A 21127-nucleotide genomic window follows, 5' to 3' on the forward strand; every position below is an offset into this window, starting at 1 on the left:
GGACAGCCAAATGTTTTAACACTTAAATAGAGTCCTCAAAAAGTAAACCATTCCACCAGCAATAATCTCTCAAATCTAAAATTTACAGCTCATTATTTATAATTCATCACTAAACCTGTTCTATTACCATATTTCAGGATCGACAAAACCCACAATCCTGACGGTTATTGCAGTATTTTCTTTCGATTATAAAAAATATTTAACTAGGATGTAACTGATGACTCGCTGATTTCCCTTTGCACCAATGCCCACCTACATGTTGTTTAAATGCACACATTCGGGACCATTTACCGCTTACATTGGCGTAATGTTCCATAAATTGTTCACTGTGCTCAAGCCAAGCATCCGGTGTTATTCCCATTTTCTGTAAAATCTTTGGCTGATTAGGTGCAATAAAACCTTTTTTATCATTTCGAATACACCGACCAGTCCAGTCAATCAGTTCAAGATAATCGACAAAAGCAAAGTTTATCCCTGCTGTTTTAGCTTGATGTTCTGCGCCAACAAAGGATAGTAATTGGAAGTGACTTTTATTTGATGAAGATGGTTTAGTGGATGTTTTCTTCTGATGGTATTCACGAATACGTTGCTGAATAGAGGTAAAATCTGATTGCTCTAGTGAAGGTGTAATGCCAGCCCTAATAGGATTTAAATCAACGTACATCATGCATGATAATAACGCCTGTTCATCCAGTAGTGCCTGAGACTTAAAACGCCCTTCCCAAAACGCGCCTTTACATTGATCTTCTTTATTGGCTTTTCGTGCGATTTCTTCATTAAGACAGCGCATAAACCAGCTAATACTGCCTAATCGTTGCTGCCATTCAGCCACTAAGTCTGATAATGCTTGTTGTTTATCAGAGCCGATTTGCCCCTCTTTTAAAAAATCGATTGCAATAGGATGACCATTAAATAACTGTAACCAGCGTGATATTACCGCTTCTGGGGTTAGCTTTTGTTGCTGTTCAGTGTCTATTTTTAGCACTAAATGATAATGGTTACTCATCACTGCATAAGCGCAAACATCAATACAAAATACAGCTGCTAATTGTTTGATTTTATTTACTATCCAACCTCTACGATGGTGATAGCTTTTACCGTTATACGGATCATCACCACATAAGTACGCACGACGTACACAGCGATTAATTACATGATAAAAAGGCGTTATTTGAGGCTCGATCAATTTCCGTCTTGAGATTGTCATTCGATTCACCATAAGCAACTTGAAACTTAAGTGTAGTTACTCATAGTTGATGTGCAAAGTTATGGCTGTCCTTTGCTCCCATGGATAGGTGTCGACTACGCGACACATATCCTTATCTGTTAGTTGTTTTATTGCATACGATCTAGAATATAGTCTTGAAGAGCTAAGCCTTTTAATTTTTGTTTACACCCATTAACACGAACCCAAGTGTCTCCGGAAGAATTAAAAAACAAACCAATGGTATTGGATTTAGGAACATTCACCTCTAAAACGTATCCTTTCTCAGCATTTATTACAGAGTGAAATTTAACATTAATCTTAGTTGGATCTATTGCTGGCTCAATCGTACCGATTTTAGCATTAACAACTTTATTTATTTCGTCCTTTTGCGCTATAGATAGCGGTAAACTCTTTACTCTACCATCGTCGCAGATACCCCAAAAAATGCTGCCTCCAGAACCGTTAAGAAATGCAACCACATATTCATCAACTAAGTTCTGGATAGACTTTGCAGGGTTATTTCCTTTAACTTCCTTGAATTCATGGGTCAAATCCTCTTCCAGAGAACAAACCTCGCCCTCAATGAATCTGTGCTGGACACTATCTTCAACCATTTCCAACTCATCAGGAAGAGATTCAAAAAACGCTCTAAGTTTTTTTATGCTCCCTGAGTTCATACGGATAGACTGAGACATTTTATTTATAGAGCCACAGCTCTCAATCAACAAATCTAGTTGCTCAAGTGCTTTAGTTTTACCAACTAATTGCCCCCAAGTTTCAATTTGTCGATTTCGTTGAGGACCACTTTGCAAACCGCCGGGATAATATCTATCATTGATGACTTCAAACGCAACGTCTAGATCCCAGTTCTTATTAATGATCAAAATTACTTCCTATTATTCCGAAGTTTGGTAAAACCACTTACCCGTATTTATCTTTTCATAATATAAAAAACAATATAAATCAGCTACATTTTCACTTTTAAATCCCGATAGTAATCACAAAATCGACACTTACCGTTTAGTTTCTAGTTTTTCTACTATTTAAAATCACAACGCGCAGTAAATATATTCCCTATCACCCTCAAGGAATTCACGATAGAAAATAACAATCGTCGATTTAAATACTACAGCTAAAATAAAACCCCTATCATTTAATAAACAATAGGGGTTTTATTTATGAAGTTATTTACAACTACGGCAAATTAAGCCGTGGTTTTAAAACATTGGCGGGTAACATCGCCCCAGTATTCATCATGGTAAATATCTTCAACAAATACTTCATTGGTGTAACTGCCAATCGCACGTCGCCAAAATGTAATCGCGTGATCAGCGCCCTCAATCTGCTTGCTTTGCCATAGACCCGGCATCATATCAAATAGCGTATGGGCAAAACGTTGACCAGCTTTGTTCTTACGAAATACGGGTACAACATAGAAATCACACACTTCGTAATGATCAACACTCTCGTTAGCAATGGCAGCTAATCCTGCCGGTTTACCTTCGATATACAATAAATACCCTGTGACATTGCCCTCAATCGGAGTATCTAACGCAAACTTACCCTCATCATCAGGCATTTTTTTTGTTAATGGTGAAAATTCAGCTTCATAGGCTTGAGTTAAATTTAAATAGATCGCTAGATTGCTCGCATTAACTTTTACTAATTCCACGAAAATTCCTTTTACTTCGTTTCTGGTAATAATTTGGTTTTAACTTGCTGAGACTTAGTGCCTGTCGCCTTCATAAACTGCGCTTTAAGGTTATAACTGATGGTATTGGCGCGAATAATATTACCATCTTGGGTTATTTTAGCGTTTGTCTTTAATACCATCATGCTATCAGAAGGGGTATAGATGCCGTAACTCGACTCACCATTAATGACTTTGCCGTCTTTCATTACACGTTTGAAGTGAGCAGGCTTGCCATACACTTCAATCGTTTTTAATTCTTTAGTTTTACTATTTAATTTAATCACCGCTTTATCTGCTTTAATGGTGATACCACCTTGAACAATATCCACTTTACCAATTAACGTCGTTGTATTATTTACAACATCTACATCTTGGGTAACGGATGATAATTGAATTGGCAGTGCTGTTTCTGCCGTTGCAGCAAAGACAGATGTACTCAAAAGTAAGAGTAACGTCGCAGTAAATAGCTTTGTTTTCATTATTTATTATTCTCATCATGTGATGCTAATTTTCCGCGATAATACCAAGAAAAGTAAGACGCTATTGCCCCTCTCCTTTACACAGTTAAAATATATCGCTCTCTTTATATTCTAACTGATTTTTACAGTTTTATCTTAAAGCTATTTTTTTGTTTCATTTCATACCTTATCACCAATCAGATATTCCATATAATCAATACCTTATAAAAACATATCAATTTATTGTTGCATGTACAACAAATTGGCGTTAGATTACCACCTTTATTGTTGTATAGGTAACAAAAATGAAAGAAAAAATGTATCAATATATTATTTATAGCGTACTCACTATCGTCGCTTGTTTTTCCCTCTTTTTATTGATCAGTGATAACGTGGCCCCCTTTACAACCCAATCAACCTTGTACCGAGCGGTTGCTAATATCTCACCACAAGTTTCAGGTGTGATCACCAATGTGGCAGTTGAGAATGGTCAAAATATCAATAAAGGTGAGCTACTGTTTACCATTGATCCTGCTCCCTATGCGCTTAAAGTACGTCAAGCACAGGCAAATTTAGCCCAAGCGGATCAAAATTATTCAGCGCAAACTCAACAGTTAGTTACAGCTAATCAATTATTAAAACAACGCCAATTACAATCACATAATGCGGCTATTTCATTAGCTAGATTTGAACGATTAATTAATAAAGGCTTAGTGACTCGCCAACAATTTGATGATGCACAAACACAAGCAGCAGTCGCAAAAAGTGCTTATCAAGGAGCTAAAGCGGAAGTATTACGTATAAAAGCGTTGTTAAATGGAAAATCTAACAATGCCGCTGTTGAATTGGCCCAAGCTAAACTTGCTCAAGCACAATTAGATTTAACACATACCCGTGTGATTGCCCAAACGACAGGTACGATCACTAACCTACAACTACAAGTGGGGAGTTATATTAATCAAGCTACCCCCGCTCTGTTTATCGTTAATGAAAACAATGTCTGGTTAAGTGCCGATTTTAATGAAAAAGGGATGACTCAGTTACAACCTCAACATTTAGTCTACATTGCGTTTGATGCGATTCCTGGCAAAGTATTTACGGGTGAAATAAGCAGTCAAGATCGGGCTGAATTTGATGCTGAAAATCCTAATAACCAACTTTCAAGCGTGACTAACGATAAGCATTGGATCCGTGAACTACAGAAAATTCGCACTCGTATTTCGGTTCATAATCTTAATCCTGCTTTGATTTCAGGTGCTCGTGCCAGTGTTATGGTGCAAAGCAATAATCCAATTATCAATACAGTAGCGCAAGTGTGGATCAAGTTAGTCGCTATTTTTCACTATATTTACTAGCGAGCAAGGCGTTATGACGTTTAATAAAAATGACACGAATAGCGCACTACGGATCGCGCTAACCATCACCTTTTGTATGTTAATTGGTAAGTTGGCTAATTTTAATTCACCGGTTTATTTTGCACTTTATCCAACACTATTAATGACCAAAGGACGTCAATTTTCATGGTCTGGTATTGCCGCCATGTTTTTACCCACATTTATAGCGGCAAGTGCAGCATTAATAGTCAATAATCTTTTTTATAATCACCCCTTTATTATTTGGAGTATCAGCTTATTTTTCTTTGATTTTATGCGGCGTCGAGCCAATACGCCGGCGAAATTAAATCAACTATTAATGCCAACGTTTAATTGGATTTTAATCATTATTTTTGCTCAACATACTGATATGAATATGCCCATGAGGATCCATGAAATATTACTGGCGATGATTATTACTGCGGTAGTTGCCAAAACAATGATATGGCTATTTCCGGTTACTCAAAAACAGCCACCCTTTACCCCGATGCCAACATTTAATATCAGTTATCAACATCGTTTTATTACTCTAAGTTTGCTCGGTATTAGTGTCGCATTTCTTATGGTTGTTAATTTAATTTCAGCTGTCTTCTGTCTGGTACCTGTTATTGCCGCAGCAACACAAATAAGTCGAGCTAATTATATAAAAACCGTGAAGTTACGATTCATCACGCAGATTGGGGGTTGTATGATTGCCCTGATTTTTTCAGTTATCATAATGGGACATCAAACCATTATTCCTTATTATGCATTTATTCTTGGGGGGCTGATCTTTACTTTAGCGATGATGATGAGTACCAGTAACGGTCCAGAACGAGATATTCATGCTGATACTATTTTAGCGACAGTCTTACCGATTCAGCTCTATTTAGGAAATAATACTCTTAATTTAAACAGTACCTTTCTACGCAGCTGGGAACTGGCGGTGACTTTAGGTATATTGTTTTTGATCCATTTTTTATGTTCAACAAAGAGAACCTAATGCATTCTGTTATTACTAATATACCCGAATTGGATAGTAGCCTAAGCTTTACCATTGGGATTACTTACAAACAATTTAGAACCCTTGCGAACCAATCACTCAGTTCTAAATTTGATATTACTCTTGAAATGTTAGGCGCATTACGGGTATTAGATCATTTAGGTGAAATTCCTCAGCAAACCGTTGCCGAAGCATTACAACGAGAGCGTTCAGTAACAAAACGTTTAATCGACAATTGTATTAAACGTGAATTAGTTGAAGCAAAGAAAAGTGCTGACAATAAAAAAGCCCGTTATTTAACGCTTACGCCGAAAGGGATAACGGTCAAGCAACAAGCAGATATCATCATTAAAGCGCTTACAGTTGATTTTTATGCTCCCCTTAACGCACAAGAGTGTGAACAATTATTGTCCCTTTGCCGTCGGCTAGTAAAAACCGATTTCATTTTAAGCAATGACAATTAATCCCTTTAATAATGCAATGAGCTGTTAGTACTCTATAGTTAACAGCTCAATATTCTTCAAATAATGCCCATATCTTCATCTAGATTCATTAATAGCTCTATGTTATAACATAACAAGAATATTGCTATTTACCCTGAATCATTATCACTCATCAATGATGAATATGGAGTCTACTTAGATGCGTTTGAATGCCCTTCCCTGTTTTATATTATCCATTGCAGCGTTATTACCGATAACCAGTCAAGCACACCCCCATTCTTGGATAAGTATGAAAACCTACATTGAGGGAAATAGCACTCAAATTACAGGGTTTAAAATGGTATGGACATTTGATGCCATGACCACCGCCTATATGCTTGATGGTGAGAATATGTCGGCAGCACACAAAGAACAAACATTAAAAGACACCGCGCAATCTGTGATGGAAAACATGAAAAACGCGCACTATTTTACCTATTTTTATGATAATGAAACCCCAATTAAATACCATATTCCTGCCGGTGGTGAATTGGTTAAACCTCGCGCCAAAGCCACACTGATTTTTGAATTACCACTAGCAAAACCTAAAACTATCACTAAAGATTCGTTAAAATTATTGATCTTTGAACCAAGCTATTATGTTGATATGTCATGGGATAATAAAAGTGACATTATCTTGTCACCCGAATTAGCAAAAACATGTCGTTTTACATTAGTTGAGCCAAATCCAACACCAAAACAAGTTACTTTTGCGATGTCGATTCCAGCAGATGCCGATCCTGATAATCAATTAGGGCAAGTGTTTACACAATCAGTAAAACTACACTGCGATGTCGACACCACGACGCCTTCCACTAAATAGTTTTAATTTAGGATCTACCCCATGAAATCCGGCAATCATTTACCTTTAGAGGCTGATAATCCCCCGTCAATATCATCTTGCTCTCATCACCAACATGCCCATGAACAAACAGAGACGCGCGCTACACCGATCTCATGGGTAATACGAATGAGTGTTCTAGTGTTATTTATAGCGAGTGGCTATGTTTTATGGCAACAATGGCCAACAATGCTAATGGAAAGTATTAAATGGCAACGCGATATTAATGGTCAATTAAGTGATTTACTTTACGACGCGCAACAAAATATCACCGCCGCTTATTCATTGGCGGGCTTGAGTTTTCTGTACGGTATTTTTCATTCGCTAGGCCCAGGTCATGGCAAGATGATTGTCACCACTTATCTCGCTACGAACCCTGCAAAAATAAAAGCCAGTTTGATCATGACCGTGGTTTCGGCTTTTTTACAAGCCGTTGTTGCTATTACACTCGTTAGCATTCTGTTGGTGTTTTTCAAATCATCAATGCGACAAGTAAACGATGCGGCTGATCAATTTATTAGCTACAGTTTTATGGCAATGTTGTTACTTGGGGTGATTGTTATTTACCGTAGCTTAAAGCAAGCATGGCAACTTAAAACGGCACAGCTGCACCACCATGATCATGGCGATAATTGTGGTTGTGGTCATAAACATTTCGCGAATGCTGATGAAATCAATCAGGCTACCAGTTTACGAGAATATATCGTCATCATATTCAGTATTGGTATCCGTCCCTGCACTGGCGCTATTTTAGTATTGTTATTTGCCAATATGGTTGGACTGTATTGGCTAGGTGTTATAAGCGCAATACTAATGGCTGTAGGGACAGCGCTGACTACATCAGCCATCGCATTACTGACCTTATCTGGTAAAAAAATCGTGAGTCGCTATTTAGCTACAAATGATCGTCAACGGACAATGACCAGTATTATTCTAAAATTATTCGGTGGCGTACTGTTGGTGTTGTTAGGCTTACTACTGCTTAACGGTCACAGCTATGGTATGTCGCCCGTCTTATAATCAAAAGATAACCAACAAGAACGACTAGCTTGATCTAGAAAATAAAAAGGTTGAATGGTGATCACTTTCAAATAAGAAAGAAATAACGACACACTCAACCTTTTTTATTGACTCACATTCGGTTGATTTAATCACTCAATATCAATCAACACTAACACCTTGGCGTCGATATTCACGTAGAATTTGCTGCTCTGCGATGGTCGATAGAATAAACATCATCACATAACCGAAGCCTAGCGCAACGATAATCGCCACCACATTAGCAGTAAATAATGCTAAAAAATAATAGCTGATAACTAAGGTTACAATGCCACTTAATCGAATCATTAAACTCAGTGTAAATTTACCGTGGGCTTTAATATATGCTAACTGATAAGCATTGAGCATCATAAAAATAAAGAAAATAGAGAAATGAAATAATACAATCTCTGCGCCTTTATATTGTGCAGGGAAAATAAACCCAATAATATCTTTGCCCCCAATAAGCATAACCAAGAAAAAACTCACACTCACAATGACAGCTAATCGATATATCCAACGGCGGATAGCACGTATTTGAGCGTGTTCACCTTTACGTACACTTTGCGATAACTCTGGCAATACAAACCGATAAATAGGAAATACAAATAGCATTGTCATATAGGTAAAAATCGGCCGAACGACCACTTGGAAATCACCTAATTCATCTAAACTAAAATGGGTAATCGTTAGCAGAACCGCCGCGTAAATCATTAAAATACTGGCTCCAGCTTCTAAAGATGCAGTAAAACTTTTACGAACATAATTACGCATATTCGGATCAAGCTGCACCGTGGTTAGCGGTTTGGTCGCTATTTGTTTTCTGCGCTTCCAATACATAAAATGCGCCACAATCAATGAGGACGCCATAACGCTATAAAAAAGAGAAGCTAATGCGGTAAAATGAAACACGTAATAACAGCAGACAAAGGTGATAACATTTGATGTCGGTTCAATCCATGTCACTTTATTTGAGACGTCATATAAACGGTACATGGCGATTAAATTGGTAAAGTATATTTTTAACCCCATACCAAAAATAACACCGACCATTTCAAAATAGCCGACATTGATATGCAATTCATGTTTTATATAGGGTAAAACTAATCCCCATGTAATAAGTACAACGATAATTAAACTAAAGCGGAATATATTTATAATGTCATGATCATTATGCGTCTGGCTGTAGGTAACAACCATTGATGATCGAAAGCCTGTCATTAAAATCAATGATAACGATACAATATCAATAACACTATTAAATAGCGCTAAATCATCTTTTGCTACCCATTGTGCCAGCCAAACTTTAAACAAAAAGCCAATCGAAATACTGGCTAATGTTGCCCAAATACCCGCAACAAATGCTTTTTTTAATCGTGTTAATGTATCAACATCGTCAACTAAAGGAATGGCTTGCGATTCTTTCATGCGTAATAACTATAAATAAACATATAGATATGATACTGGATTTTCTGTATGAGATCTCAAACGAATAGCAGATTTAATCATTTACAACTAAAAATCAGTATTATCATTTATTTGATAATGCTTTTTTTCGTAAATTAAAGCATAAATCACTTCAAATTCAGCACAGTAACGATCTAAATGATGTAACAAATATTGAAGATTAGTATTTAATCCATGGTTAATACAATAACGTATTGTTTTCTCTGTACTTTTTATTTTAAATCGAGCGATAACTAGCCGACACTTTAATTGCTGTTGTGGTAATAATAAACAACCAATTAATGACGCCATTTTAAATCCAAAAATAATATAATTAAAATATCATTCCATATTCTAACAATTTTCATAGGATGGTTAATAATTTAAAATGAAATCAAATTTTTTAGAAATCTCTACGTAAAACAACAAATGTATCAAAACGAAGACCGTTAACACGCCGCTTATAGTGCTAATTTCCCAGAAAAAACTGTGGTCTTAAAAAGTAAAGTCACGGTATCACCACAAACTTGTTTTGTTTGTCTTAATGAGCAACAGCAAGTTATCGGTTATCTTATTAGTCATCCTTATCACAAAGGTTCGAACCTAAATCACACCCAATACCCCCCTGTAACTAAGAGTATTCACCTGCATTTACATGATTTAACCCTTGATCCAACGGCACAAGAGAAAGGGCTACTAAGATTATTATCTCAACCATTTATTTACTGTTCTTACGACGACGACTTATCAATCGATCTCATTAATTTCAGTACAAAACTCTGCTTATATAACGGTAATGCGATTACGACCATTCTTTTTTGAATGATAAACTGCGTCATCAATATTTTTAAATACTGCATCAATTTTATCATTTTTTGGTGAAAATGACGTTAAGCCAATGGATACTGTAATATGAATAACCTGACTGTTATATAAAAAAGAATGTTGATTAACGGCCCTTAGAATTCGATAACATACATCCTCCGCATGAATTCGACTCGTTTTATCCATAAATAAAATAAACTCTTCACCTCCCCAACGAGCGAATATATCACTAGTGCGAATATTATTTGAACAAATCTCAGCAAAAACTCTTAATATTTCATCACCAGCATCATGTCCATAGGTATCATTAACTATTTTAAAATGATCAATATCTAAAAAAGCAATACTATGAATAGAGGTAACATTAGAAAAAAATACCTTTTTCATTATATTATTCATATATCTACGGTTATAAATACTTGTTAATTCATCCGTAATAGCCTCGTGCTTCAATATATAATTAGTATCATTAATATAAATATTAGTTAACAAAAGGTAACGTTCACGCTTATATATATATAAGAAAAAAGCAATCACTATTAAATATAATAACACATGAATCACAAAATAATTTTCAGGGTCATATTTTTTATTTTGTATAGAAAACAACCATTTACCATTAGGTACAGGAACCGTAAAAACGTTTATCGTTCCCGCTGTTTTATCAATGATGTTATCAAATATGGTTGATATCTTACCATCGGGATTAAACCCTTGTATTTTATACGCTAATTTTTTCAATGGTAGCTTATTACTGATATTTTCAAAATCACTAATAGCAATAACAAAACCGATAAATTCTGATTGTTTATTAAAAAGAGGCAACCTTAAAATAAAAGATAAATGATCATTTTGAATGAGTTTAACTGGGCCTATCAAGGTAAGTAATTGATTATCAATAGACAACAATACACCTTTATGCCTGCCTTTTAATCGATTTAAATCGTGCCCGATCGCGGAATTTTCCTTTGAATAAGGATATGTAAATTGAATGACGCCTTGTGGTGCAAACTGTAATTCAGAGACACTATTATTTGTTGCCATAACTTCTTTTGCTAATTTATCAAAATCTTTAGCACTAGCATTATAATCATTTGATTTCAATAACAAATTAAACGTTTTCAAACTAATTATCATATTATTAATTTCATTATTGATAATTTTTGATACGCCTTGTTCTAAAACTAAATCATTTTTCTTATTCAGTAATTCAAATTGTTTTTTTTCATTTAAAAAAAACATTTCCAGTGCTATTAGAGTCAATAATAAGGATACAATTATTGCTAAACTTGATGGTGTGATTTTTAACTTCATTATCAATACTTCAGGGTGCATTAAAAAGTAGAATGGCGCTATCCATATAGCTACTCATTGTATGTTTAATAGTCACATTCATATGCTCGTATCCGATATACTAAATCATATACAAAACAATGAATATAAAATATAGTTAAAAATACACATTTTGTCACAATTTAAGCATATTATTGTAGTATCTTAGCCAAAAAATCCATTTAGAACATAAAATATGGTAAAAAATATAAAAAAACAGGTAAATTTTGATATTGATTTTGCGAGTATTTTAAACATTGACTATCGAATATAGTACATTTTATTCATGTTTTTATACTAATTCAGCTATTTTCCATAATTTTTATTGACCCCATAACAACAAATGTTTATTGTCTACTCGTAAAGCGGATATCGTATAATGGTATTACCTTAGCTTCCCAAGCTAATGACACGGGTTCGATTCCCGTTATCCGCTCCAATACATTTCTTAATGTAAATATCATATTGTTACTAAAATTAAGTATTCCAACCTTAGGATCGCTTTCTGGTATTTTAGCAAAAAAAAACGATATCAAACTATTGATATCGCTTCTACAATTACAACAATAATTAATGTATGCTCAAACCACTCTTATGATTTATTCCACGATTGAACAAACCCTTCGGCAGAAATCTTAAAGTGTAAATCTGATTTTTGATTATAGATATTGATGAAAATTTTATGAATATTAACAGTTTCGGTATATTTAAATTGTGTAATGAGAAAAGCTAGACCTTTATTGGTTGTTGGCGTATATACCCAATAATTTTTACTGTCTTCCGTCCTACGACAAATCTTATCCATCTCTATTTTTTGACCATTAATCGTCATTAACACCGTCTTATCAAATCCATTTTTATTGCATTGACTTAAAAATCGCTCAAAACCATTATTGTTATACTTTGCCTTATAAAGCGAAAAAAATACTTTTTGTTGCCCCTGCTGTTCATCAATCAATGACGATAAAACATAGTGTCCATCGATTCCTGAAGAATTCCATTCTGATGCATTCACATGAACAGGTAACATTGTGGCACAAGCCCAAGCAAGCCAAAAAAATTTACTCATATTATTCCTTTAACATCAATAAAATAAACAATCCCTGCACGGTATTGTTTTATCCAAACTTAAATTTTATGGCATCACTATCTAGAAAACATATCAATATAATAACGACAAATTTAATAATGAAAATTTTTAATAAAAACGAATAAAGGCTGATCACAAATAAAATTTCAATCTACTTTTACAGTGCATTTTTTTGCGATTGATATCATAAATAGCACTAAAATTAATCTATAAAAATGATTTTTTAATACCATAAGATAATCACGAAAATGATTGGTTCTAAAATGGCTTGTTACTACACATGTCTACATCGTAATCTGTATATATAAAAATGCTCGTACTGTATCAGTACGAGCATTCATAATAATCACTTATAAACCAGTCCACATCGCAGCGCCAGCAGCCCAAACTTCAACATAGGCAGCATTACATCGAAATTTTAAGTAACCCCGATTATTATCTTTTTGATAATTAACATAGACCCAACCACGATTATCTTTAGATTTATTATCTAAACTATTATCTGACATCGCTGTAACTTTATAATTAGTTTTAACCACAATCCGTTGTTGACACATTTCAATATCTTGAACAGTGGGAGGCTGAAGGGTTTCAGTAGTAATATCACAGCCAGCTAATAATAATAATGCTGTAACAAAAGTGTATTTTTTCATTGGCTACTTACGTTGTTTATCATCAAGATTGTCGCTAATGAGAGACTGAACGCAAGTACGCGTTTAAGCCCTGTTAGCTTGTTTGCGCGGGATTCTATAGATAAATCAAAAAAATGATAGTACTAATTTATTTATTTAAACAAATTTTTGAACACTATCACTAATTAATATTAAATATTGACCACACATAAAAATAGTAAAAATGCTGTATCTATATAAATAATATTTACAGCATTTTAATAACAAATAAAATACGCTAATTAATTACAATTGTTGTCGATTTTCATTTAACCAGTTAAACCATGCATCCATCCCTTCACCGGTTTTTGCCGACAGCTTAATAACTTGAATGGTGGGATTTACTTTACGTGCATTCGCAATACAATCTTCTATATTGACATCAACATAAGGCAATAGATCAATTTTATTAATGATCATTAAATCTGCTGCGGCAAACATATTGGGATATTTAAGCGGTTTATCCTCGCCTTCTGTTACTGATAAAATAGCAACTTTAGCGGCTTCACCTAAATCAAAACTTGCAGGACAAACTAAATTACCCACATTTTCAATAAACAAAAACCCTGGCTCATTAATCGCTAGCTGATGGTAAGCATCATGGATCATCTGCGCATCAAGATGACAACCTTTGCCTGTATTAACTTGAATCGCAGGCACAGTTGTCGCACGAATACGATCAGCATCATTACTGGTTTGTTGATCACCTTCGATCACAGCACAAGCACACTGATCTTTTAATGTCATTAAGGTTTCAGTTAACAACGTTGTTTTACCAGAACCGGGGCTTGAGACTAAATTAAGCACTAATTGACGGTTTTCAATAAAATGTTCACGATTATGTACGGCCAGTTGATTATTATTACCTAAAATATCCATTTCTAATGTTAATAATTGTCGCTGTGATACACCTGCAACATGCACTTCTGCTTCACCTTTACCATAATGCAAGTCACCCGTTTCTAGACGCTCGGGTTGATGCTGTTCATGCTGGTGATTATCTGCATGATGATGGCTGTGATCATGTGAATGTGGTACGTGCTCATAATCATGTCCATCGGTTGCTTGCTCGGGCATAGTTCCCGCAGGCAAAGTGTAATGAACATGATGATGAACATCACCTTGATGGTGATAATGGTGATGGATCACAATCGATTGTGGCATATCTATAGCTGAATGATCATTGTGCTGATGTGGATGTTCATGTTTATCTTCGTGAGAATGGTGTTCGTGAGAGTGGCCTTCAATTTGACTATCGCCACAACCGCATACATTGCACATATTATTCAACCTCGATATTTTTAATCATTAATTCTTCTCCAGTTTCAACTTTAAGCTGATAACCGTGACAACGTGGGCAACTCACACCACGCTCAGGAATTTCTACATGTTGCAAACAATCTAAACACCACACTCGGGCTGCAATCGATTCAATATTCAATTTAGCATCTTCAGCAATGGTGCCACGGCTAGCAAATTCGAACCCCGTAGCTAATGCCTGAGGTTCGATACACGACAAAGTGCCAATGGATAATGTCACACTTATGACACGTTTAAATCCCTGCTTTCTAGCTTGTTCAACTACGGTATCAACTGTATTTATACTCAGTGATAATTCATGCATGGTTACAATTCCTGTAATTCGATGGCTGCATCTCTATGATGATGAAGTGCATACCACAATTGCCCAGCAGCTATTGAAGCATCATTTGAAGGCAATTTTTCACCACAATATAGCGGTTGGGATTGACCAGAAAATTGCTGGTAAATATGATCGACTAACACGCGATTTTGAAACACGCCGCCACCTAATACAACAGCATGATGGGGATGTTGTTTCGCAATAGTGACAATCATTTCAGCTATTGCCATAAATACACTACGCGCCAAGCTGTTGATCCATGTTTGACGTTGATCATGACTTATTCCATGAATAAGCGGCAATACAGACGCAAGCAAAGGCTGCCAATCAATAATGCCATCAGCCGTGAGCTGAAATGATAAAGGAATATGATCAATATCTTGTGTAGCAGCTTGTTCTAACAGCAACCCACATTGACCTTCATAATTAACCTTATCCACCAGCCCTAATAAACAAGCCCAAGCATCAATAAATCGTCCCATTGACGAGGTATAAGGTGAACGGCTGCCGCTTTGCCATAATTGATACAAGTTACTAAAATGCGTCTCACTCCATGTTGAAAAAGCACCTAATTGCATCGCTTTAATATCATCAAGTTCATAGCACTCCAGTAACATCGCCAATAATAATCGTGCAGGCTCTTTTATTGCTTGCTCTCCACCAATAAGACGGAAACAGCGTAAATGACCAATGCGTTGATAAGTCTGACATGATGCTAATAGCACCTCACCACCCCATACCGAATTATCATCCCCCCAACCTGTACCATCAAAGGTAAAACCAATCACAGGCTTAGTGAGATTATGTTCAGCCATTACTGCTAAAATATGCGCATGATGATGTTGTACTTGAAGTAAATTTAATGACGTTTGAGACGCTGAAATCAATTGTTTAGCATAAGCCGTTGAATAGTAACTAGGGTGCTTATCACACACAAGTTGTGGTGCTGTAACTTGATATAACCCTTGAAGATCAACAATAGTTTGTTGATAACGCTGCTCTGTATCAAGGTTATTAAGATCACCAATATAAGGCGACAATACCCATTGTTGAGGTAGAGCTAAAGCGATCGTGGATTTTTGTTGCGCACCTAATGCTAACGTTATTGTCTCAGATTTTTTACCAAATTGACTATAAGGTGCATAGCCTCGAGCCATACGTAACGTTCGAATTTTACCACCCGCATAATGAACCACACTGTCATCACAGGCATGAACAATTGGACGATTATGATCAAGTACACTATCGATCACACCTAAAAATTGCTGCTCAACTTGCTTAATATCCGTTGCAATGGGCATACCTGACACATTAGCACTAGTCATGACTAACACCGCGGTGGCATTAATGTCAGCCAATGCGGTAAACAATAAATAATGCAAGGGTGTATAAGGCAACATAACCCCTAAATAAGGCACATTTGGGGCAACATTCGTAGCAATATTTACAGCGTTAATATCATTTAAAGATATTGATTGAGATTTATGCATTAATACGATTGGACGAGCTTGAGAATCCAATGCTTGCCACTCAATAGGATCACCTATAACCCATTGTTGTGCAGTCTTAATATCAGCGACCATCACAGCCAATGGCTTTTGCTGACGATGTTTAATGTGACGTAATTTTGCAACAGCTTGAGTATTAGAGCCATCACAAACAAGATGAAATCCACCTAACCCTTTAATCGCAACTACAGCACCAGCTTGGAGACGTTTTGCTAATTGATTAATAGCGGCTTGTTGTGTTAATTCAATATCTGATGTTGCGTTGTCTTTATAATCAATAAATCGTGTCCACGGCCCACAAACAGCACAACTTATTGGCTGAGCATGATAACGACGATCAAGCGGATTCACATACGCTTGCTGACAATCACTACATAATACAAAACCTTGCATACTAGTGGTTGCTCTGTCGTAGGGCAAAGCACGAGTAATGCTATAACGAGGACCACAGTGAGTACAGTTGGTAAAAGGATAGTGATAGTAACGCGAGGCAGGGTTAGCAATGTCTTGTTTACAAGCATTACAAAGCCCTTGATCGGGAGAAACACAGACCGTGGTGCTATCACAGTGCTGACTTTTCTCGATACTGAATAGTGCGGGTTTTTCAGCGGCTAACCACAACGGTAATAGTGTTACCGTCATTTGATCAATACGACTTAAAGGCGGTGCTTGTTGTTGAAGATTAATAATAAATTGCTTAAGGTTTTCAGTCTCACCTTGAGCCTCTATTTTAACCCCTTCCGAATCATTAATTACCCACCCAACCAACGCATATTGCAGCGCTAATTGGTAAACAAAGGGGCGGAAACCGACCCCTTGTACAATGCCGGTAATATGAATATATTGTCGTGCAAAGTTGTCTTTCACTACGATTTTCCAGCTAAATTACGACAGCATTAAAATGCCACCAAAGGCTGCCATAACAACACCAACTACACGCATTACACGTTGGTTTACAGCAGAATTCATAACTAATTTACCTAATGCAATACCTGACACATGTAAGATTGCAGTTGCGACAACAAAACCACTAAAATATTCTAGCGCTTGTGCGTCAAGTGGCATTTCCATACCGTGAGCCATGCCATGAAATAGTGCAAATGCCATGACTAAGCCCGTTGCCACTTTCTCTGACATACGACCACCAGCCAATAACATCGCGCCCATACCAAGCACTGATAAAGCAATACCCATTTCAACACCAGGCAATACCATACCAGCAACACCTAATGCACCACCAACAACCATAATCCCAATGAATGCCATTGGTAAACGAGATACAGCTTTACCACCAATCAACGCAGCTAATAAGCCAACACCAATCATTACAGATAAGTGATCAAGACCTGTAAATGGGTGTACAAAACCCGTCATAAAGCCAGTGGCTGAATGAGGACCAATGTGACCAGGATGCGCTAAAGCGAGTGGTGAAAAAAGAGTAAGCGCACCAGTAATAACATGTTTAAATTTCATTTATTTTTGTCCTTAGTGTAATAGAATGAAAACCCGACGTTGCGGGAGATTTATTATAAACAAGCACGACTATTTCGTACTTATTTATTTTAAATAATTAATTGTTATTAAATCATCCCTATAATACGTTCAGGGTGAGTATATGCATCTGCGCGACCATTACGACAATGGCCTAATAACGTTAGGTTAAGTTTTTCAGCCAGATCAACCGCCATTTTAGTTGCAGATGAAATGGCTAACAACACTTCAACCCCTGCTGCTGCCGCTTTTTGAACCATCTCAAAACTAGCACGACTCGTGACTAATACTGCGCCACCTGTTAACTGTCGTTGATGAATACACCCTACCAATTTATCAAGCGCAATGTGACGACCTACATCTTCAAAAATTGCAGCCACTTGACCTTGTTGGTCGATATATACCGCCGCATGTGCTGATCCAGTTAATTGGTTCAGTTGTTGTTTCCGTAATAATTGTTGTAATACGGGATCAAGGTAACTTAAATCAAACTGCACCGATGATGGTACAGGGTCTAATGCTCGACACACGGTTTCTAGTTTTTCTTCACCGCAAATACCACACCCAGTTAGCCCAGCTAATGAACGACGTTTTTGCTGCAAACGCACAATACAACGATTAGCAACCGTGAGATTAATATTAATGCCATCACAGGTTGGTGTCATTTCAATATCATGAATATCACGATGATGATCAATGATCCCTTCTGATAACGAAAAACCAATCGCAAATTGTTCTAAATCATTTGGCGTACACATCATTACGGTGTAAGCAACACCATTAAAAGCAATGGCAACCGGCGTTTCTTCAATGATGAAATCAAGTTCACAGCAATCATTTTTGCCTTTACGGTAACGTACAATAGAACGTTCGCTTGCATTACAAAACATCGATTCCGGTAACGCTTCAAAGGTGTTCAATATCTTTATCCTTTACTTATCGATTACGATATTTATTGTTTTATTTATAGTATTTAGCTAATCAAACGATAATCTTGACTATTCAAACCCATTTTTTTCATACGTGATAATAATGTGGTTCGCTTTAATCCCAGTTGATTTGCGACACCATTAAGCCCAGCGATAACACCGTGGCAGTTTATCAATGCATCGATAATCATTTGTTTATCAATTATCACTGTTGTCGGCTTTACATTGATTGATGGCATAACCTCTATCGCAGTACTATCAATTGCAGTATTGGTTAACATTACAGGTAAAGAAATTAATTCTTGGGTGGGTACATTTAGTACATGACCACGGGTTAAAATCACCGAACGTTCAATGATATTCCGTAATTCACGCACATTACCTGGCCACGAGAATTGCTGCATGATAGCCATATCTTCCACCGCAATCGACGTAATAGTTTTCCCCATTTTTTTTGCTAATTCACGAGTAAAATGTTTTACCAATAATGGAATATCTTCAGCCCGTTCACGTAACGGTGGTATTTCAATTGGAAAAACATTTAGACGATAATACAAATCATTTCTAAATCGTTTCTGTTGCACCATTTGTAATAAATTAACATTCGTCGCCACAATAATACGTACATCAATACTAATGAGCTGATTCTTACCTACGCGTTCAATTTCATTTTCTTGTAAAACACGCAATAATTTAGGCTGTAGCTCCAATGGCATATCACCTATTTCATCAAGAAATAGCGTACCTTTATCTGCTTGTTCAAACCGACCTACCCGTTGTGTTATGGCACCAGTGAATGCGCCACGCTCATGACCGAACAATTCACTTTCAAACAAGCCACTTGGAATAGCGGCGCAGTTCATCTTGACCATATTCGTTTTACTGCGATGACTCATTTTATGAATCGCGCGAGCAATTAATTCCTTACCCGTACCTGATTCACCTAAAATCAATACCGTACTATCATAACTGGCTACTAATGCAACTTGCTCCAAGACCTTATTCATCACTTCACTTTGACTAATAATGTCATCAAAAATGGCAGGTTCATCATAACAATCTTCAACACTGATAAATTTAGTCAGCGTTCGATGAGGCGTCGTAGATTGATGTACTTTAATACTGTGTATCGCCAATGCAACTCGTGCTGATATTTGTTTAAATAATTCAATCTCACTGGATTGAAATTGTGTTTCTATTGTTCTGACATAACAAATATAACCCGTCGTTATACCCCGAAATATCATTGGGATTATAGACGCACTTTTCGCCTGCGATGAAAAATAAGGACTATTCTCATTATTACTTATTTTATAAATATCCGCGGAAGTCAAAATAGCCACTTGATTATTTTCAACTACATTTCTAATCATACTATCATCAGTGAAGAAATGGCATTGATAGTCCATTTCCCCATCAACATCACTACCCGAATATTGATTATAGTGCCCATCTTGAGACTGTATAATCGATAGTTCATTCATTCCAAATCGTTGATATAAAAAACGTAATAACGAACTAATCAGCTCTTGTTTTGAACTCTGATTAATAACGGCATTAGTCACATCAACTATAAACTGAAAATCCTGATGTTCATGACTTAATTGTTGTGTCAACGATGAAGCAACTTGATGCCCAAGCATATGTTCGATCATTGCAGCAATCATATTATTGAACAACTTAAATTGTTTTTCTACATCATCATGATTAGGTAAACGAAGATTAATATATTCAATCACACCTAATTGTTGATTTGCTATTAGTAGCGGTATTTTACAATAAGTTTGAATATTAGTGTATGCAGGATGAAGAGATAATTGAGGGAAAGTACGATAAAATTCTTCGCCATTAATATAATGACTGTATTCATGTGATACGACATGATGGAAATTTAAAATATCTCCTGAATAATCATGATGTTGAAATTCCTTATCTGCATTTTGATAATATAGAATTGATTGTGCATTTATATCATCTTTTAGAATAATATTAACACGATCAGCATCGATAAATAATAATTTTTCATTATTTAGAAAATTTATAACACCTGATATATCATTTATCGTCAATAATGCCTTAGAAAAGATCATTAAATCACTTTCAAAATTTCCCATGCTAA

At 36.1% G+C, this 21127-nt stretch carries 21 protein-coding genes and 1 tRNA gene; 7 read left to right on the top strand and 15 right to left on the bottom strand.

Annotated elements, in window-relative coordinates; all coding sequences use genetic code 11:
- Window positions 1-199: 199 nt before the first annotated feature.
- From CIK00_RS10415 to lptA, 4 genes are all read right to left on the bottom strand, one after another.
- Window positions 200-1207 carry a transposase gene (locus tag CIK00_RS10415; RefSeq protein ID WP_101768806.1) on the bottom strand — a complete coding sequence of 336 codons (1008 nt, stop codon included), beginning with the start codon at window positions 1205-1207 and terminating at the stop codon, window positions 200-202.
- A gap of 128 nt (window positions 1208-1335) precedes the next feature.
- Window positions 1336-2091 carry an ATP-binding protein gene (locus CIK00_RS10420; RefSeq protein ID WP_101768807.1) on the bottom strand — a complete coding sequence of 252 codons (756 nt, stop codon included), beginning with the start codon at window positions 2089-2091 and terminating at the stop codon, window positions 1336-1338.
- Window positions 2092-2411: 320 nt separating this feature from the next.
- A complete protein-coding gene (locus CIK00_RS10425; RefSeq protein WP_101768808.1) occupies window positions 2412-2879 on the bottom strand; it encodes a GNAT family N-acetyltransferase in 468 nt (155 codons plus the stop codon).
- An 11-nt stretch (window positions 2880-2890) separates the two neighbouring features.
- Window positions 2891-3379 carry a lipopolysaccharide transport periplasmic protein LptA gene (lptA, locus tag CIK00_RS10430; protein WP_101768809.1) on the bottom strand — a complete coding sequence of 163 codons (489 nt, stop codon included), beginning with the start codon at window positions 3377-3379 and terminating at the stop codon, window positions 2891-2893.
- Between the two features lie 284 nt (window positions 3380-3663).
- On the opposite strand from lptA, the gene CIK00_RS10435 reads away from it, so the two are divergent.
- From CIK00_RS10435 to CIK00_RS10455, 5 genes are all read left to right on the top strand, one after another.
- Window positions 3664-4713, top strand: coding sequence for an HlyD family secretion protein (locus tag CIK00_RS10435; protein WP_101768810.1), 1050 nt, complete (start codon window positions 3664-3666; stop codon window positions 4711-4713).
- Window positions 4714-4726: 13 nt separating this feature from the next.
- Window positions 4727-5713, top strand: a complete 987-nt coding sequence (locus tag CIK00_RS10440; RefSeq protein WP_101768811.1) for a DUF2955 domain-containing protein — start codon at window positions 4727-4729, stop codon at window positions 5711-5713.
- The gene (locus CIK00_RS10445) at window positions 5713-6177 is read left to right on the top strand and encodes a MarR family winged helix-turn-helix transcriptional regulator (protein WP_101768812.1); all 465 of its coding nucleotides are present in this window, start codon (window positions 5713-5715) and stop codon (window positions 6175-6177) included. Before CIK00_RS10440 ends, CIK00_RS10445 begins: the two co-directional genes overlap by 1 nt.
- 178 nt (window positions 6178-6355) lie before the next feature.
- Window positions 6356-7018 carry a DUF1007 family protein gene (locus tag CIK00_RS10450; protein ID WP_101768813.1) on the top strand — a complete coding sequence of 221 codons (663 nt, stop codon included), beginning with the start codon at window positions 6356-6358 and terminating at the stop codon, window positions 7016-7018.
- A gap of 21 nt (window positions 7019-7039) precedes the next feature.
- Complete coding sequence (locus CIK00_RS10455) at window positions 7040-8056, top strand: nickel/cobalt transporter (protein WP_308455495.1); 1017 nt, start codon at window positions 7040-7042, stop codon at window positions 8054-8056.
- A 141-nt stretch (window positions 8057-8197) separates the two neighbouring features.
- Here the strand turns inward: CIK00_RS10455 and CIK00_RS10460 are convergent, their stop codons facing one another.
- Both CIK00_RS10460 and CIK00_RS10465 read right to left on the bottom strand, forming a co-directional pair.
- Window positions 8198-9502 carry a lipopolysaccharide biosynthesis protein gene (locus CIK00_RS10460; protein ID WP_101768814.1) on the bottom strand — a complete coding sequence of 435 codons (1305 nt, stop codon included), beginning with the start codon at window positions 9500-9502 and terminating at the stop codon, window positions 8198-8200.
- Between the two features lie 87 nt (window positions 9503-9589).
- The gene (locus tag CIK00_RS10465) at window positions 9590-9832 is read right to left on the bottom strand and encodes a hypothetical protein (protein WP_101768815.1); all 243 of its coding nucleotides are present in this window, start codon (window positions 9830-9832) and stop codon (window positions 9590-9592) included.
- Window positions 9833-10009: 177 nt separating this feature from the next.
- Here CIK00_RS10465 and CIK00_RS21175 point away from each other — a divergent pair, with 177 nt between their 5' ends.
- Entirely contained in the window at window positions 10010-10342 is a 333-nt protein-coding gene (locus tag CIK00_RS21175; protein ID WP_144043158.1) for a hypothetical protein, read from the top strand.
- Here CIK00_RS21175 and CIK00_RS10470 read toward each other — a convergent pair.
- The gene (locus tag CIK00_RS10470) at window positions 10304-11659 is read right to left on the bottom strand and encodes a sensor domain-containing diguanylate cyclase (RefSeq protein ID WP_167388548.1); all 1356 of its coding nucleotides are present in this window, start codon (window positions 11657-11659) and stop codon (window positions 10304-10306) included. The two genes, CIK00_RS21175 and CIK00_RS10470, sit on opposite strands and share 39 nt — an antisense overlap.
- A gap of 383 nt (window positions 11660-12042) precedes the next feature.
- Here CIK00_RS10470 and CIK00_RS10475 point away from each other — a divergent pair.
- Window positions 12043-12116, top strand: a tRNA-Gly gene (locus tag CIK00_RS10475).
- 153 nt (window positions 12117-12269) lie between these two features.
- Here the strand turns inward: CIK00_RS10475 and CIK00_RS10480 are convergent.
- The 8 genes from CIK00_RS10480 to CIK00_RS10515 form a co-directional block, all read right to left on the bottom strand.
- Window positions 12270-12746, bottom strand: coding sequence for a hypothetical protein (locus CIK00_RS10480; protein WP_101768817.1), 477 nt, complete (start codon window positions 12744-12746; stop codon window positions 12270-12272).
- 371 nt (window positions 12747-13117) lie between these two features.
- Window positions 13118-13420 (bottom strand): hypothetical protein, encoded by a 303-nt coding sequence (locus CIK00_RS10485; RefSeq protein WP_101768818.1) that lies wholly within the window; start codon window positions 13418-13420, stop codon window positions 13118-13120.
- A gap of 264 nt (window positions 13421-13684) precedes the next feature.
- A complete protein-coding gene (hypB, locus tag CIK00_RS10490; protein ID WP_101768819.1) occupies window positions 13685-14719 on the bottom strand; it encodes a hydrogenase nickel incorporation protein HypB in 1035 nt (344 codons plus the stop codon).
- A 1-nt stretch (window position 14720) separates the two neighbouring features.
- The gene (gene hypA / locus CIK00_RS10495) at window positions 14721-15062 is read right to left on the bottom strand and encodes a hydrogenase maturation nickel metallochaperone HypA (protein WP_101768820.1); all 342 of its coding nucleotides are present in this window, start codon (window positions 15060-15062) and stop codon (window positions 14721-14723) included.
- 2 nt (window positions 15063-15064) lie between these two features.
- On the bottom strand, window positions 15065-17455 hold the full coding sequence (hypF, locus tag CIK00_RS10500; protein WP_101768821.1) for a carbamoyltransferase HypF: 2391 nt from the start codon (window positions 17453-17455) through the stop codon (window positions 15065-15067).
- Window positions 17456-17473: 18 nt separating this feature from the next.
- A complete protein-coding gene (locus CIK00_RS10505) occupies window positions 17474-18061 on the bottom strand; it encodes a HupE/UreJ family protein (RefSeq protein WP_101768822.1) in 588 nt (195 codons plus the stop codon).
- Between the two features lie 107 nt (window positions 18062-18168).
- Window positions 18169-18969, bottom strand: coding sequence for a formate dehydrogenase accessory sulfurtransferase FdhD (gene fdhD / locus CIK00_RS10510; RefSeq protein ID WP_101768885.1), 801 nt, complete (start codon window positions 18967-18969; stop codon window positions 18169-18171).
- Window positions 18970-19052: 83 nt separating this feature from the next.
- The gene (locus CIK00_RS10515) at window positions 19053-21122 is read right to left on the bottom strand and encodes a sigma 54-interacting transcriptional regulator (RefSeq protein ID WP_233426552.1); all 2070 of its coding nucleotides are present in this window, start codon (window positions 21120-21122) and stop codon (window positions 19053-19055) included.
- Window positions 21123-21127: the final 5 nt, after the last annotated feature.

The organism is Photobacterium carnosum (assembly GCF_002849605.1).
Lineage (GTDB): Bacteria > Pseudomonadota > Gammaproteobacteria > Enterobacterales > Vibrionaceae > Photobacterium > Photobacterium carnosum.